Below are 15,460 nucleotides of genomic sequence, written 5' to 3'. Positions count from 1 at the left end.
AAATTTAAGCTAAAACTAATAATGGTTATTATAAATTTCACCTTGTTGTAAAAAAGAACATTTTTCATAAAAGGTGGTAAATGAAAAGAATTTTAGTCTCTCTAGCTGTTTTGAGTCATAGCGCGCATGCTGTCAAAACTCATAATTTGGAAAGGGTAGAAGCTTCAGGGGTGGCTAACGATAAAGAAGCGCCTTTAAGCTGGAGGAGCAAGGAAGTTAGAAATTATATGGGTTCTCGCACGGTGATTTCTAACAAACAGCTCACTAAAAGCGCGAATCAAAGTATTGAAGAAGCTTTGCAAAATGTGCCGGGCGTGCATATTAGAAACTCTACCGGTATTGGAGCTGTGCCTAGCATTTCCATTAGGGGGTTTGGTGCGGGAGGCCCAGGGCATTCTAATACGGGAATGATTCTAGTCAATGGGATTCCTATTTATGTCGCGCCCTATGTTGAAATTGGCACGGTCATTTTTCCTGTAACCTTTCAATCTGTGGATAGAATCAGCGTAACTAAAGGTGGGGAGAGCGTGCGTTATGGCCCTAACGCTTTTGGCGGTGTGATCAACATTATCACCAAAGGCATTCCTACCAATTGGGAAAGTCAGGTGAGCGAGAGGACCACTTTTTGGGGCAAATCTGAAAATGGGGGGTTTTTCAATCAAAATTCTAAAAACATTGATAAAAGCTTAGTTAATAACATGCTTTTTAACACCTATTTAAGAACGGGGGGCATGATGAATAAGCATTTTGGAATCCAAGCTCAAGTCAATTGGCTCAAAGGGCAAGGGTTTAGATACAACAGCCCTACGAACATTCAAAACTACATGTTAGATTCATTGTATCAAATCAATGATAGCAATAAAATCACCGCTTTTTTTCAATATTATAGTTATTTCTTGACAGACCCTGGATCTTTAGGCATAGAAGCGTATAATCAAAATCGTTTTCAAAACAACCGCCCCAATAACGATAAAAGTGGGAGAGCGAAGCGATGGGGAGCTGTGTATCAAAACTTTTTTGGGGACACGGATAAAATAGGGGGGGATTTCACTTTCAGCTACTATGGGCATGACATGTCAAGGGATTTTAAATTTGATTCTAACTATTTAAATGTCAATACCAATCCTAAATTAGGCCCTGTTTATACCGATCAAAATTATCCAGGATTTTTTATTTTTGATCATTTAAGGCGTTATGTGATGAACGCTTTTGAACCTAATTTGAACTTAGTTGTCAATACCAATAAAGTTAAGCAAACTTTTAATGTGGGCATGCGTTTTATGACGATGGACATGTTCATTAGATCCGATCAAAGCACATGCGAAAAATCAGATATTATTGATGGGGTGTGTCATATGCCCCCATATGTTCTTTCTAAAAAGCCTAGTAACAATCAAGAAATGTTTAACAACTATACAGCGGTATGGTTGAGCGATAAAATAGAGCTTTTTGATTCTAAATTGGTGATAACTCCAGGGCTTAGATACACCTTTTTAAACTACGATAACAAAGAGCCAGAAAAGAACGATTTTTCCGTATGGACCAGTAAAAAACAGCGTCAAAACGAATGGAGTCCCGCCCTTAACATTGGCTATAAACCTATGGAAAATTGGATATGGTATGCGAACTACCGCCGCAGTTTTATCCCCCCACAACACACAATGGTAGGCATTACTAGGACTAATTACAACCAAATTTTCAATGAAATTGAAGTGGGGCAACGCTATAGTTATAAAAACCTATTGAGCTTTAACACGAATTATTTTGTGATTTTTGCCAATCGTTACTATGCGGGAGGCTATAGCCCGCAGCCTGTGAATGCTAGGAGTCAAGGGGTGGAATTGGAATTGTATTACGCGCCGATTAGGGGTTTGCAATTTCATGTGGCTTACACTTACATTGATGCGCGCATCACTTCTAACGCTGATGATATTGCTTATTATTTTACAGGCATTGTCAATAAACCCTTTGACATTAAAGGGAAGCGTTTGCCTTATGTGAGTCCTAACCAATTCATATTTGACATGATGTATACTTACAAGCACACGACTTTTGGAATCAGCAGTTATTTTTATAGCCGCGCTTATAGTTCCATGCTCAATCAAGCCAAAAGCCAAACCGTGTGCCTGCCCTTAAATCCAGAATACACGGGTGGGCTAGAGTATGGTTGTAATTCAGTGGGGTTATTGCCCTTGTATTTTGTGTTGAATGTCCAAGTAAGCTCCGTTTTATGGCAAAGTGGTAGGCATAAAATCACAGGAAGCTTGCAAATCAATAACCTTTTCAACATGAAGTATTATTTTAGGGGGATTGGCACAAGCCCTACAGGGAGAGAGCCCGCGCCAGGGAGATCCATTACAGCGTATTTGAATTATGAGTTTTAAATTAATTTCAAGCTTTTATAGCTTGAATGTTTTTAATGTTAAACCATTTTAAAACTCGCTACTAAATTTTCGGTCAATAAATTAAACCCATCCACTAGAATAAACACTAAAATTTTAAAAGGTAAAGAAATCATTACAGGCGGGAGCATCATCATGCCCATCGCCATTAAAATAGAGCTAATTACCATATCAATCACCAAAAAAGGCAAGTAGAGTAAAAAGCCGATTTGAAACGCTGTTTTCAACTCGCTTATCATAAATGCCGGGATTAAAACGCTCAAGCTCACCTCATTAGGGGTTTTAGGGTTAGGGAGATTTCTGATCCTAAAAAAAAGCGCTAGATCCTTTTCTCGTGTGTTTTTAAGCATGAATTCCTTGAAAGGCAGAGCGCTTTTTTCAAACGCTTCGGTGTAAGAAATCTTTTTATCCATATAAGGCTTAATCCCTGTATCATAAGCCTTTTTTAGGCTAGGTTCCATGATAAAAAAAGTCAATATCAAAGAGAGCGAGACTAAAATTTGAGTGGGTGGGGTTTGTTGCGTGCCTAAAGCGGTCCTTAAAAAAGAAAACACCACGATCAAACGGGTGAAACTCGTCATCACTAAAATCAATGATGGGGCTAAAACTAAAAGCGTGAGCAGGGCGATGACATTAAGGGTGGTTACAAGCTGTTTGGGATCATTAGGAGCGTTTAAAGAGAGGTTGACGCTAGGTAAAGCGCTATCAGCGCTCATTAAAGGGCATATTAAAGGGCAAATGAGGATTAAAAAAATGAAAAAACGCAAAATTCTAGCCTTAAATCTTTGATGAAACGAAGTCAAATTATAAGATAAGGCATGTTAAAATTCCCTAAAAAAAGGATTTTAATGCTTTCTGTAATCATACTGGCCGCTGGTAAAGGCACTCGCATGCATTCTAGCCTGCCTAAGACTTTACACACCCTTTGTGGGGAGCCTATGCTGTTTTACATTTTAGAAACGGCTTTTTCAATCAGTAATGATGTGCATCTTGTCTTACACCACCAACAAGAACGCATTAAAGAAGCGGTGTTGGAGCGTTTTAAGGGCGTGATTTTTCACGCTCAAATCGTGGAAAAATATTCAGGGACAGGTGGGGCTATCATGCAAGAAGATAAAACGCCTATTCCCACTCAACATGAGCGGGTTTTGATTTTGAATGCAGACATGCCCTTAATCACTAAAGACGCGCTTACCCCCTTATTAGAAAGCAAGAATAACGCCATAGGCTTACTGCATTTAGCTGACCCTAAAGGTTATGGGCGCGTTATTTTAGAAAACCATCAGGTTAAAAAGATTGTAGAAGAAAAGGACGCTAATGATGAAGAAAAAGAAATTAAAAGCGTGAATGCTGGCGTGTATTTTTTTGAAAGAAAGTTTTTAGAAAAATACTTGCCCAAGCTTAATGACCAAAACGCCCAAAAAGAATACTATCTCACGGATTTAATCGCTCTAGGAATCAATGAAAATGAAACAATTGACGCTATTTTCTTAGAAGAAGAGTGTTTTTTAGGGGTGAATAGCCAAACAGAAAGGGCGAAAGCTGAAGAAATCATGCTAGAAAGACTGCGAAAAAACGCCATGGACTTAGGAGTAGTGATGCAATTGCCTAATAGCATTTATTTAGAAAAAGGCGTGAGTTTTAAGGGGGAGTGCGTTTTAGAGCAAGGGGTGCGTTTGATTGGGAATTGTTTGATAGAAAACGCGCATATTAAGGCTTATAGCGTGATAGAAGAAAGCCAGATTGTTAATAGCAGTGTGGGGCCGTTTGCCCATGCGCGCCCTAAAAGCGTGATTTGTAACAGCCATGTGGGGAATTTTGTAGAGACTAAAAACGCCAAACTTCAAGGCGCTAAAGCAGGGCATTTGAGCTATTTAGGGGATTGTGAGATAGGGAAAAACACAAATGTAGGGGCTGGCGTGATCACTTGCAATTATGATGGTAAAAAGAAACACCAAACGATTATCGGTGAAAATGTCTTTATAGGGAGCGATAGCCAACTAGTCGCCCCCATAAATATCGGCTCTAATGTCTTAATCGGCAGCGGCACCACCATCACTAAAGACATTCCTAGCGGTTCGTTAAGTCTTTCACGCGCCCCTCAAACCAACATTGAAAACGGGTATTTTAAGTTTTTTAAGAAACCTTAATTTGCTTCAATAGTGAAAAAACCCAAAAATTATTATAATTTATTTAATTTAATTCTGTAATTTGTGTAGAAACAAAACATTTACTTATCTTTTTTGTGATATTTAGCTGATTTGTAACAATGCTTTGAATGCGATTGTGGTATAAATATTCTTATCAAGGTGTGCCAAACATGCCTTGAATCTCAATTTTATGAAAGGATTTGTTATGAGCGGATTAAAAGCATTTAGTTGTGTAGTGGTTTTATGCGGTGCAATGGCTAATGTGGCTATAGCTGGTCCTAAAATAGAGGCAAGGGGTGAATTAGGCAAACTTATAGGGGGTGGTGTTGGAGCTGGAATGGGTGGTGCAATGGGTGGGATGATTGGGGCTCTTGGAGGTCCGTGGGGTACTGTGTTTGGTGCAGGCATTGGTGGTGGAATAGGGGCATATTCTGGGGCTGAAATAGGCGATAGGGTAGAAGATTATATCCGTGGCGTTGATAGAGAGCCGCAAGCCCCAAGAGAACCCACCTATGATCGTCATTTCGTGTATGATAGGTAGTTTTGGGTGAATAAAGGAGAAAGCATGAATATCAAAGAGCGTTTGAGCGATTGGGAATATCAATGGGCAGTGGCTCTAGTCTATGGAGGATGTATCTCCATAACCACTAGGATTTTTTATGACATAAATGGTTCAGCTAGCGATCCGATTTTTGACCCTAAATACAGCTATTATGTGTGGTTAGCGGGTCTAATAGCGGCTTTATTGTCTAACCTCTTGTTCAACCCAAAAGGCAGGTCGGCGGGTTATTTAATTGCTGAAACTTGGCAAGGATTCCCCAAGTTTTTTAAAGCCATTTTTAAGGCTAGGTTTTTTGGCGCATTTTATGACGCTGTGTTAGGAGCAAGACTAAGGGATTTCTATATGGTGCTTTTAACGATACCTTTTGGTATCGCTATGCATGAAATTTCGGCGTATTGTGGGCATCCTAGTAACTTTCTTGTAGAGGGTTTGGTCATTGTGGGGTTTCAAGGTTTTCTTAAGTTTTGCGCTAAATTAGGGTGGTGATTTAACTCAAATTATTAAAAAAGCGCTCTTAAGGGGTTTAGTTGGGGGTTGTAAGGGGGATTATTTCAAAATACTCTCTATCCCCTTAAGAGTTTTATTTTTAAACTTTCCTTTTTCTTAAGTTTTTTATTGATACAATGCTAAATTTAAAAGAAAACGATTTGATTTAAAGGAAAAATTTTGATTACGGTGGTTAAACGAAACGGGCGCATTGAGCCTTTGGACATTACCAAAATCCAAAAATACACTAAGGACGCTACGGACAATTTAGAGGGCGTGAGCCAAAGTGAGCTGGAAGTGGATGCGAGGTTGCAATTTAGGGACAAGATCACTACTGAAGAAATCCAACAAACTTTGATTAAAACCGCTGTGGATAAGATAGATATTGACACGCCTAATTGGAGCTTTGTCGCCTCAAGGCTTTTTTTGTATGATTTATACCATAAAGTAAGCGGTTTTACAGGGTATAGGCATTTGAAAGAGTATTTTGAAAACGCTGAAGAAAAGGGCCGCATCCTTAAGGGCTTTAAGGAAAAATTTGATTTAGAGTTTTTAAATAACCAGATCAAGCCTGAAAGGGATTTCCAATTCAATTATTTAGGGATTAAAACCTTGTATGATCGCTATTTATTAAAAGACGCTAACAACAACCCTATTGAATTGCCCCAACACATGTTTATGAGCATTGCGATGTTTTTAGCGCAAAACGAACAAGAACCTAACAAAATCGCTTTAGAATTTTATGAAGTTTTAAGCAAATTTGAAGCGATGTGCGCGACCCCCACTCTAGCGAACGCTCGCACCACCAAACACCAGCTAAGCTCATGCTATATTGGCAGCACGCCGGATAATATTGAGGGGATTTTTGACAGCTATAAGGAAATGGCGCTATTGTCCAAATACGGCGGAGGGATTGGCTGGGATTTTTCTTTGGTGCGCTCTATCGGGAGCTATATTGATGGGCATAAAAATGCGAGTGCAGGCACGATCCCTTTTTTAAAAATCGCTAATGATGTGGCGATTGCGGTTGATCAATTAGGCACACGAAAGGGCGCGATTGCGGTGTATTTGGAAATCTGGCACATTGATGTGATGGAGTTCATTGATTTAAGGAAAAATAGCGGCGATGAAAGGCGAAGAGCGCATGATTTGTTCCCGGCTCTTTGGGTGTGCGATTTGTTTTTGAAAAGGGTTTTAGAAGATGCGATGTGGACTTTGTTTGACCCTTATGAGTGTAAGGATTTGACTGAGCTTTATGGGCAGGATTTTGAAAAACGCTATTTAGAGTATGAAAAAGATCCCAAAATCATTAAAGAATACATTAACGCTAAAGATTTATGGAAAAAAATCTTAATGAATTATTTTGAAGCCGGCTTGCCTTTCTTGGCCTTTAAAGACAACGCCAATCGGTGCAACCCAAACGCTCATGCAGGAATCATTCGATCGTCTAATTTATGCACAGAGATTTTTCAAAATACCGCGCCTAACCACTATTACATGCAAATAGAATACACCGATGGCGCCATAGAATTTTTTGAAGAAAAAGAGTTGGTAACGACAGATAATAATATCACTAAATGCGCTAACAAGCTCACTAGCACCGATATTCTAAAAGGCAAACCAATCTATATCGCTACTAAAATCGCTAAAGACGGGCAAACGGCGGTGTGCAATCTGGCGAGCATTAATTTAAGCAAGATCAACACTGAAGAAGACATTAAAAGGGTCGTGCCGATCATGGTTAGGCTTTTAGACAATGTGATTGATTTGAATTTCTACCCTAACCGCAAAGTCAAAGCCACTAATTTGCAAAATAGAGCCATAGGGTTAGGGGTTATGGGTGAAGCGCAAATGCTCGCAGAACACCAAATCGCCTGGGGGTCTAAAGAGCATTTAGAAAAAATTGACGCTTTAATGGAGCAAATCAGCTACCATGCGATTGACACGAGCGCGAATTTAGCAAAAGAAAAAGGGGTTTATAAGGATTTTGAAAATTCAGAATGGAGTAAGGGGATTTTCCCTATTGATAAAGCCAATAATGAAGCCTTAAAACTCACCGAAAAAGGGCTTTTTAATCATGCTTGCGATTGGCAAGGTTTGAGGGAAAAAGTCAAAGCCAATGGCATGCGTAATGGCTATTTAATGGCGATCGCTCCCACTAGCTCCATTTCTATTTTAGTAGGCACAACCCAAACGATTGAACCCATTTATAAGAAAAAATGGTTTGAAGAAAATTTGAGCGGGCTAATTCCAGTGGTAGTGCCTAATTTGAATGTAGAAACCTGGAATTTTTACACGTCAGCCTATGATATTGACGCTAAAGATTTGATTAAAGCAGCGGCCGTGCGCCAAAAATGGATCGATCAAGGCCAAAGCATCAACGTGTTTTTACGCATAGAAAACGCCAGCGGTAAAACCTTGCATGAAATCTACACGCTCGCTTGGAAATTGGGACTCAAATCCACTTATTATTTGCGCAGCGAAAGCCCTAGCATAGATGAAAAAAGCGTGTTGGATCGATCGGTGGAGTGCTTTAATTGCCAATAATATAAGCTTAAATAAGCTAATCTTTGCTAACATAAGATTAAAATTCTTGAAGGAAGTTGAATGCTTTTTGCGATGATTGGTTCAGGGGGGTTTATCGCTCCCAAGCACTTGCAAGCGATTAGAGATACAGGGCATTTTTTGGATTGCTCTTTTGATGTTCATGATAGCGTGGGGGTTTTAGATGAGTATTTCCCGCAATCAGAGTTTTTTACCAATATTGAAGATTTTGAAAAGCATTTAGAGCAATCTAGGGCTATGGGTAAAGAAATCAACTATTTGAGCGTTTGCACGCCTACGCACACGCATTTTGATCACATCCGTTTCGGGTTAAGAAACGGCATGCATGTGATTTGTGAAAAACCCTTAGTTTTAGACCCTGGCGAAATACAAGAATTGAAAGATTTGGAGGTGAAACACCAAAAAAGGGTGTTCAGTCTTTTGCCCTTGCGCTTGCATTGCGACACGCTGGCTTTGAAAGAAAAAATTAAAAGCGAATTAGACAAAAACCCTAGCAAAGTGTTTGACATCACGCTCACTTATATCAGCGTTCAAGGGAAATGGTATTTTTCTTCATGGCGAGCCGATGTGAATAGGAGTGGGGGGCTAGCCACTCAAATGGGAGTGAATATTTTTGACACTTTATTGTATTTGTTTGGAGGCGTTAAAGACAAGGTTATCAACAGAGAAGAGCCTGATTGCGTGTGCGGGATACTCTTTTTAGAGCATGCCAAAATAAGATGGTTTTTTTCCATCAATCCAGAACACATGGGAGTGGCTAAAGAAAAGGTTTATCATAAAATGATCCTAGAGGGCGAAGAAGTCAATCTCACACAGAGCTTTGATAACCTGTATATAGAAAGCTACAAACAGATTTTAGCTCAAGGGGGGTTTGGCTTGGATGATGCTATGGCGTCTATCAAACTGGCTTATGAATTAAGAAACCTTTCAGTCAGCGAACCCAATGAAGATTCGCATGTTTTGTGTTGCAAAAACAAAACAGACCAGTAAAGGCATCACTTTTAAAAGCGTTGTTTAGGGGGTTTGGTTATTTGCATTTGATTAGAATAGGGTTGTTTTTAATTTTCTTTTAAGAGGGGGTTTTTACTTTTTTAAGGGTTTTTATGGATATTTATGCGTTATACATAGCGATAGGGCTTTTTACTGGCATTCTATCTGGGATTTTTGGCATTGGTGGGGGGTTGATCATTGTCCCTATCATGCTCGCAACCGGGCATTCTTTTGAAGAATCCATTGGTATTTCCATTTTGCAAATGGCGCTTTCATCGTTCGTGGGATCTGTTTTGAATTTCAAAAAAAAATCGCTTGATTTTTCTTTAGGCTTGTTGATAGGGGCAGGGGGGCTGATAGGGGCAAGTTTTAGCGGATTTGTTTTAAAAATCGTTTCCAGTAAAATTTTAATGGTTATTTTCGCGCTTTTAGTCGTGTATTCTATGATCCAATTTGTTGTGAAACCCAAAAAAAAAGATTTTATAGCGGATACTAGACGCTATCATTTGCAAGGTTTGAAATTATTTTTAATTGGTGCGCTCACAGGGTTTTTTGCTATCACTTTAGGGATTGGTGGGGGGATGCTCATGGTGCCTTTGATGCATTATTTTTTAGGGTATGATTCTAAAAAATGCGTGGCGTTGGGGTTATTTTTCATCTTGTTTTCTTCTATTTCAGGAGCTTTTTCTTTAATGTATCATCACATCATCAATAAAGAAGTGCTCTTAGCGGGGGCGATTGTGGGATTAGGCTCAGTTATTGGCGTGAGCATTGGGATTAAATGGATCATAGGGCTTTTGAATGAAAAAATGCATAAAATTTTGATTTTAGGGGTGTATGGTTTGTCGTTATTGATTATTTTATACAAACTCTTTTTTTAATTAATGGTTTTATACCACTACTATTTTAAGACCCCTAAGAGCTTCCCTTTAGAGTATTTGCATTTGTGCACTAATGAGAGCCATTTATTGAGATTGGATTTTGATGCGGCCAATTTTTCTCATAACACCCCTATGAATACCCCATTAAAACTCAGCGTTCAAGCCTTGGAGCGTTATTTCTTGGGACAACTTTTTGAATTTGATGCGCCTTTAGATTTGATAGGGACTTCTTTTCAAAAACAAGTTTGGTCTGCGTTAATGACTATCCCTTATGGCAAGACAAAAAGTTACGATGAAATCGCAAAGCTCATTAATAACCCTAAATCTTGCAGAGCTGTTGGCAACGCTAACTGCAATAACCCTATTTCTTTGATCGTGCCTTGTCATAGAGTGGTGCGTAAAAATGGCGCTTTAGGGGGGTATAATGGGGGCATAGAAGTCAAAAAGTGGCTGTTAGAATTTGAAAAGCAAAATTTTAAATGAGCAAGCTAAAAACCCTTTAATTTCTTAAAAAATGGGGTTTTAGTTGTTTTATGGTAAAAATCATTTTTTTAAGGGGGTAGGGGGGTGTTTTTTAATTTTCTTCCCAAATGCTCGCCGCTTCTTTTAAACGTTCTTTGTCAAAATGCGTGTAAATCCTGCTCGTGTTCAAGCTCGCATGCCCTAGAGCTTCTTGAACCAAAATCAAATCATGGCGTTTTTGATAGAGCAAGGTCGCAAAAGAATGCCTTAACATGTGCGCCCCATTTTTCTCTCGTCTGAGTCCGGCAAAATTGATGATGCGCTCCACTTGCTTATACAAATAAGCTTGCGTTAAAGCCATGCCTTTTTGGTTGCAAAACAATAAATCGTTTTTAACAGGATACAATCCCCTTTCCGTGAGCCATTCTTTCAAAAGGCTCTCAATGTGGAAAGCTTTGAGCATCACCGCTCTGTATTTATCGCCCTTGCCTTTAATCAAAATCGTATAACAGCCATTTTCTAAAGTGAAATCCTTTATTTTAAGCTGCAAGGCTTCATTAGAACGCATGCCTGTAAAAACGATGATTTTAATGAGCAGGCGATTTCTGGCGCGCACTTTAGCGGACATTTCTATTTTATCAATGCTATCTAAAAATTTTTCTAATTCTTCATTGTTTAAATGAGTAGGGAGCTTGTTGCCTGCGCTTTGATTCGCTCCGCTGATGTTTTTAAGCGTGATATTATAGATATAAGATTTTTCATTTTCATCTTGATTTTGCTTGTCTATGTAGCTAAAAAGCCCTAGTAGGGCGATTCTGTAATTTTTCTTAGTGGCTAAACTCAAACCTCCGGTATAAATACTCAAAAATTCAGCCAACATGACTTCGTCTATGCTTTTGAGCGATTTTAGAGAAAGCTTTTTGGAATATTCGTAAAATTTGAGTAGGGGCAGCGCGTAGGTGTTGATCCCTAGTAATCCAGCATTACGAGCTTTTTTGCAAACTTTTTCCAATTGGCTTGAATTGATGAACGCATGATTGAATTCGTTCAAGCATTCAAAAACCTTGTTTTGATCTTTCACTTGGGAATTAGACAAGCTTGTGCATTTGTAACGCAAAAAGCGCCCAATCCATAGCAAAAGATTTTCTATGGGGTCTTTTAATTCTTCTAGGGGGTGCTTCATTTAGGGTTTTTAAACTAATCTAAATCGTCATCATGTGGCGTATCACTGGGTGCTTTTTGCGTTATAAGCGCATTCGCAATAAGTTTATTGCTAACTACCTTAGCTTGTTTTAAATCATCAGCAATTTGATTGATTTTAAGGTTCTGTGCCGAACCTATTTTATGTTGTTCTCTCTTTTCAATAACTTCTCTTTCTATGCTCTCTATCTTTTCAATATCAAAAACTTTAGGATAACCGCGCCACTGACTATGCTTAATAGATAATTTTATGTCATCCTCAAATGCCCCAGTAACAATATTAGGCATGCATGTCGCTTTTATTTGAACCTTATCAATTTCCTTAAAACTCATACCACAATTGCCACCAGGCTGTTTTGAAAAGAATGCAGCTACCTTATTTTTTAAGTGTGTGAGAGATTGCGGTAATTGACTAGGCACTGAGAATGTAATATCTGAGAATTTAGCCCACACCTCATTAAAATCACTAGATAAAGCACTCACCAATTCTACCTTATAAATGTTTTCTTTATCATGAATAGCGTTTTTACAATAACAGATCGCCTCTTGATCAAACAATCTTGCCAATAACAACAAATAATTTCTTAAATTGAATGTCTTGCTTGGCTCGTTTTGAAATACAAAAAAACTTATTTCTTTGTTAGGCAAAAGATCGTTTTCTACCTTTTCTTTCCAATAACCAATCGCTTGAATATAACCAAGAAAATCACGCTTTCCATCTAAAAAAGATTTTAGGTGTTGTGTTTCTTTTATATAGTCGCTATAGGAGTATTTGTATTTAGTGATAAATCCTTGAGTAGACATGAAATCTTTCATTGTCACTTTGCTCTTATCTGTTGTGAATTTATCCACAAAAGTTTTATTGAATGTTTTACAATTACAGAGTTTTCTATAGATGCCATCATTTTCTCTAAGGAAATCCCTAGTTAAAGAATCGCTTTTAGCTGCTTTTATAAGCGCTTTCTGCTCTTCATCAGTAAAATCCTTTGTAAAAACTCCTTTAAAAGGTCTAAACACTGAGATAACCCCAAAAGGTAGTCCGCTCCTAATTTTCTCATACACTCTATTAAGCTTAGCGCCCTCAATTGCATAAACTTCAGCAGCATAAGCTTCAGTAGGGTTGTCCTTAATATTAGAAATTTCATCGCCAAGAAAAATTTTATCGTTCTCATCGCCAATGCCAAAAAAATCTAAAATATTTACACACAACTTATCGTCTATCACTCTAACTTTTTTATCATTTTCAAATTCTAAAAAATCATAATTCAATAACATTCAACACCTCTTTTAATTTATTTGCAAAAATAAAAACGATCCTTAAAGGCTAATAGTTTATTAAAAGTGATAACCCCAAAAGGCGAGCCATTATTGATTTTGTCAAAAAGCATTTGCCATTCTTCAGAATTATTGTTATGATCAAATCTTATTGCCATAATTATTCCTTAAAATCTATTTTAGTTATGAAAACTACACTTTTCAAACTTTTAAATCTAACCATTATACCACACTGATTAAAATCCCCCTTTTTTAAATGCCAATTTTTTACCCCTTTGATTTGACAAAGCGAGCAATGCGTTCAATCCCCTTTTCAATCTGTTCTTCTGAGCATGCAAAAGACAAACGAACATAGCCTTCCAATCCAAAAGCCTTTCCAGGCACTAACGCTACGCCTTCTTTTTCTAACAACTCATGGCAAAATCGCATCGAATCCCCCCCACAAAGGCTACCAATGTTGATAAACAGGTAAAACGCCCCATCAGGTTTTAAAGTGTTCAGCCCTTCAATCGCATTGATTTTTGCGTGGGCTAAATCACAGCGCCTCTCAAAAGCCTGACGCATCGTTTCAATTTCTTTATCCACCAACCCCTCAAGCGCCACAACAGAAGCCATTTGCGTGATAGAATTGATATTGGAAGTGCATTGGCTTTGCAAGTTATTCATCAATTTGACTAACTTTTTATCCTTGCTCGCCGCATAGCCCATACGCCAGCCTGTCATCGCCACTGACTTGCTCAAGCCATTAATGGTAATGGTGCGTTTTTTCATCTCTTCACTCACTGCCGCACAAGAAACAAACTCCCCTTTATAGACAAGCTTTTCATAAATTTCATCGCTAAGCACCCAAATTGGAGTGTCTTTTAAAACTTCGCCCAAAGCCTCTAATTCCGCCTTACTATAAAGCATGCCGGTAGGGTTTGATGGAGTGGTGAGAATGAGCATTTTTGTTTTGGGGCTTAAGGCGTCTTTAAGCTGCTTGGGGGTGATTTTAAAATGGCTTTTTTCATCGGTTTGAATGAATTGACTCACCCCACCGCTGTATTTCACAAGCTCAGGGTAAGTTACCCAAAAAGGCACAGGGATAATCACTTCATCGCCATCCCCTATTAAGGCTTGAATCGCATTGAACAAGCTTTGCTTAGCGCCATTGCTCACTAGAATTTCACTCGGTTCATAATCCAAGTTGTTTTCTTTTTTCAATTTATGAGCGATCGCTTTTAATAATTCAGGGATTCCGGCTACTGGCGTGTATTTGGTAAAACCATTATTTAGGGCTTTTATGGCCGCATCTTTAATCGCTTGCGGGGTGTCAAAATCAGGCTCGCCCGCTGAAAAACTTAAAATATCTTTTCCTTGCGATTTCAATTCTTTAGCGAGTGTGCTAATAGCGATCGTTACGGATTCTGAAAGGGATTGGATTTTAGAGGAATATAACATGCTTAATCCTTGTTGAATTTTTGAACTATCATAACATGATCAAAAAGATTTTAATTCTAATTTTCAAAAAACTTTCAAAAATGTTTCAAAAGAAAGCAAGAGATTGTGTAAGAAAACTCTAATTGAAAATCCAATTAGAGAAAAACAAGCGTTTTAAATCAGAAATTGTAACGATACCCTACATAAAGGCTGTATTGACGGCGGTAAGTGAAGCTCAAATTCCCATGGTTAAAATAATAAACATTGATAGTAGGAATTTTCACGCCAAAGTCAAATTCTTGATGCCGGCCAATATGGGTGCGAATCCCTAAATTAAAAAGGAACTGGAAAATCGCCGGATCAAGGCTATAGGAGGTGTGCTTATAAGGGCTTTTAGTTTCCAAAAAGGCCCCTGTCGTATTACCCCAAGAGTTGCCCGCGATTTGAGCCCCAAAAAAGAAACCAAAACTCGCATCTTCTTTATTAATGACATTATATAAAGTGTCAATACCCACACCATAAGTGAACATGTCAGACAGATTGCCCATTGTCCCTACTTTGGTCGCACATGGTTGGTGAAGCTCACACGCCCCACCATTATCTGATGTCAAAGCGTTCGCTCCAAACACGGCATGCCCATAATCCATAAAGCCGTAATAACGGGCACCAAACCATCTCTTTTCCCCAAAAAACTGCTTATAACCCACAGTAAGCCCTAAGCCTTGCATAACGGCTAGGTAGTCGGTTTTACCCACAGGGAACTTAGGATAGTTAAATTCACTGCTTTTAGGGGGGTTTTTAACGCTTTGCGAAGCCTGACCGACTTGATAGCTAATCCCCAAATACCAAGCGTTTTTCTCGCCTTTCACTGCTTTATACTCTTTTGGCTTTTCCAATTGCTTTTGCACTTCTGTGCTACCTTCTGCTGCCAAAAGACTATTACCTAACACTACCGATAAACAGAGCGTTTTAAACACTACAAACTTTTTCATACAACATTTTTCCTTCTAAAAGTCTACATTTCGTATAATAATAACATAATAATCTATAAAAAACCTAAATTCTTAA

At 38.5% G+C, this 15,460-nt stretch carries 13 protein-coding genes and 2 pseudogenes; 8 read left to right on the top strand and 7 right to left on the bottom strand.

Going from position 1 to position 15,460, the window contains the following annotated elements; genetic code table 11:
- Positions 1 to 80 precede the first annotated feature (80 nt).
- On the top strand, positions 81 to 2,384 hold the full coding sequence (locus HG567_RS03015) for a TonB-dependent receptor family protein (RefSeq protein ID WP_202140108.1): 2,304 nt from the start codon (positions 81 to 83) through the stop codon (positions 2,382 to 2,384).
- 38 nt (positions 2,385 to 2,422) lie between these two features.
- Here the strand turns inward: HG567_RS03015 and fliP are convergent, their stop codons facing one another.
- A complete protein-coding gene (fliP, locus tag HG567_RS03010) occupies positions 2,423 to 3,169 on the bottom strand; it encodes a flagellar type III secretion system pore protein FliP (RefSeq protein WP_015427821.1) in 747 nt (248 codons plus the stop codon).
- 35 nt (positions 3,170 to 3,204) lie between these two features.
- Positions 3,205 to 3,294, bottom strand: a pseudogene (locus tag HG567_RS07945) (flagellar biosynthesis protein flip); the annotation flags it as partial.
- On the opposite strand from HG567_RS07945, the gene glmU reads away from it, so the two are divergent.
- The 7 genes and pseudogenes from glmU (at position 3,251) to HG567_RS02975 (ending at position 10,547) form a co-directional block, all read left to right on the top strand.
- Complete coding sequence (glmU, locus tag HG567_RS03005) at positions 3,251 to 4,552, top strand: bifunctional UDP-N-acetylglucosamine diphosphorylase/glucosamine-1-phosphate N-acetyltransferase GlmU (protein ID WP_202140107.1); 1,302 nt, start codon at positions 3,251 to 3,253, stop codon at positions 4,550 to 4,552. The pseudogene HG567_RS07945 and the gene glmU overlap by 44 nt on opposite strands.
- 190 nt (positions 4,553 to 4,742) lie before the next feature.
- The gene (locus HG567_RS03000) at positions 4,743 to 5,093 is read left to right on the top strand and encodes a hypothetical protein (protein WP_001950567.1); all 351 of its coding nucleotides are present in this window, start codon (positions 4,743 to 4,745) and stop codon (positions 5,091 to 5,093) included.
- Positions 5,094 to 5,117: 24 nt separating this feature from the next.
- Complete coding sequence (locus HG567_RS02995; RefSeq protein WP_202140106.1) at positions 5,118 to 5,600, top strand: hypothetical protein; 483 nt, start codon at positions 5,118 to 5,120, stop codon at positions 5,598 to 5,600.
- Between the two features lie 180 nt (positions 5,601 to 5,780).
- Positions 5,781 to 8,147 (top strand): ribonucleoside-diphosphate reductase subunit alpha, encoded by a 2,367-nt coding sequence (locus tag HG567_RS02990; RefSeq protein WP_202140105.1) that lies wholly within the window; start codon positions 5,781 to 5,783, stop codon positions 8,145 to 8,147.
- Positions 8,148 to 8,207: 60 nt separating this feature from the next.
- Positions 8,208 to 9,155 (top strand): Gfo/Idh/MocA family protein, encoded by a 948-nt coding sequence (locus HG567_RS02985; RefSeq protein WP_000895570.1) that lies wholly within the window; start codon positions 8,208 to 8,210, stop codon positions 9,153 to 9,155.
- Between the two features lie 113 nt (positions 9,156 to 9,268).
- A complete protein-coding gene (locus tag HG567_RS02980; RefSeq protein ID WP_202140104.1) occupies positions 9,269 to 10,036 on the top strand; it encodes a sulfite exporter TauE/SafE family protein in 768 nt (255 codons plus the stop codon).
- A gap of 3 nt (positions 10,037 to 10,039) precedes the next feature.
- Positions 10,040 to 10,547: pseudogene (locus tag HG567_RS02975) on the top strand (methylated-DNA--[protein]-cysteine S-methyltransferase).
- 63 nt (positions 10,548 to 10,610) lie between these two features.
- Here HG567_RS02975 and xerH read toward each other — a convergent pair.
- The 5 genes from xerH to HG567_RS02950 form a co-directional block, all read right to left on the bottom strand.
- Entirely contained in the window at positions 10,611 to 11,681 is a 1,071-nt protein-coding gene (xerH, locus tag HG567_RS02970) for a tyrosine recombinase XerH (RefSeq protein ID WP_202163967.1), read from the bottom strand.
- A 14-nt stretch (positions 11,682 to 11,695) separates the two neighbouring features.
- Positions 11,696 to 12,973 (bottom strand): hypothetical protein, encoded by a 1,278-nt coding sequence (locus HG567_RS02965; RefSeq protein WP_202140101.1) that lies wholly within the window; start codon positions 12,971 to 12,973, stop codon positions 11,696 to 11,698.
- Positions 12,974 to 12,990: 17 nt separating this feature from the next.
- A complete protein-coding gene (locus HG567_RS02960; RefSeq protein WP_164863060.1) occupies positions 12,991 to 13,131 on the bottom strand; it encodes a hypothetical protein in 141 nt (46 codons plus the stop codon).
- 109 nt (positions 13,132 to 13,240) lie between these two features.
- Positions 13,241 to 14,413: a pyridoxal phosphate-dependent aminotransferase gene (locus HG567_RS02955; RefSeq protein WP_202163966.1), complete on the bottom strand. Its 1,173-nt coding sequence runs from the start codon at positions 14,411 to 14,413 to the stop codon at positions 13,241 to 13,243.
- 158 nt (positions 14,414 to 14,571) lie between these two features.
- Positions 14,572 to 15,384 (bottom strand): outer membrane protein, encoded by an 813-nt coding sequence (locus HG567_RS02950; protein ID WP_202146278.1) that lies wholly within the window; start codon positions 15,382 to 15,384, stop codon positions 14,572 to 14,574.
- Positions 15,385 to 15,460 lie beyond the last annotated feature (76 nt).

Origin of the sequence: Helicobacter pylori, from assembly GCF_016755635.1 — a bacterium.
Taxonomy (GTDB): Bacteria; Campylobacterota; Campylobacteria; order Campylobacterales; family Helicobacteraceae; genus Helicobacter; species Helicobacter pylori_CQ.
The sequence above is the reverse complement of the archived record's forward strand: the minus strand, read 5'-3'. Positions and strand labels throughout refer to the sequence as shown.

Excerpts from the sequence above, each read along its gene's own strand:
- HG567_RS03015 (WP_202140108.1), top strand. The coding sequence starts at position 81 with ATGAAAAGAATTTTAGTCTCTCTAGCTGTTTTGAGTCATAGCGCGCAT.
- glmU (WP_202140107.1), top strand. The coding sequence starts at position 3,251 with ATGCTTTCTGTAATCATACTGGCCGCTGGTAAAGGCACTCGCATGCAT.
- HG567_RS03000 (WP_001950567.1), top strand. The coding sequence starts at position 4,743 with ATGAAAGGATTTGTTATGAGCGGATTAAAAGCATTTAGTTGTGTAGTG.
- HG567_RS02995 (WP_202140106.1), top strand. The coding sequence starts at position 5,118 with ATGAATATCAAAGAGCGTTTGAGCGATTGGGAATATCAATGGGCAGTG.
- HG567_RS02985 (WP_000895570.1), top strand. The coding sequence starts at position 8,208 with ATGCTTTTTGCGATGATTGGTTCAGGGGGGTTTATCGCTCCCAAGCAC.
- HG567_RS02980 (WP_202140104.1), top strand. The coding sequence starts at position 9,269 with ATGGATATTTATGCGTTATACATAGCGATAGGGCTTTTTACTGGCATT.
- xerH (WP_202163967.1), bottom strand. The coding sequence starts at position 11,681 with ATGAAGCACCCCCTAGAAGAATTAAAAGACCCCATAGAAAATCTTTTG.
- HG567_RS02965 (WP_202140101.1), bottom strand. The coding sequence starts at position 12,973 with ATGTTATTGAATTATGATTTTTTAGAATTTGAAAATGATAAAAAAGTT.
- HG567_RS02960 (WP_164863060.1), bottom strand. The coding sequence starts at position 13,131 with ATGGCAATAAGATTTGATCATAACAATAATTCTGAAGAATGGCAAATG.
- HG567_RS02955 (WP_202163966.1), bottom strand. The coding sequence starts at position 14,413 with ATGTTATATTCCTCTAAAATCCAATCCCTTTCAGAATCCGTAACGATC.
- HG567_RS02950 (WP_202146278.1), bottom strand. The coding sequence starts at position 15,384 with ATGAAAAAGTTTGTAGTGTTTAAAACGCTCTGTTTATCGGTAGTGTTA.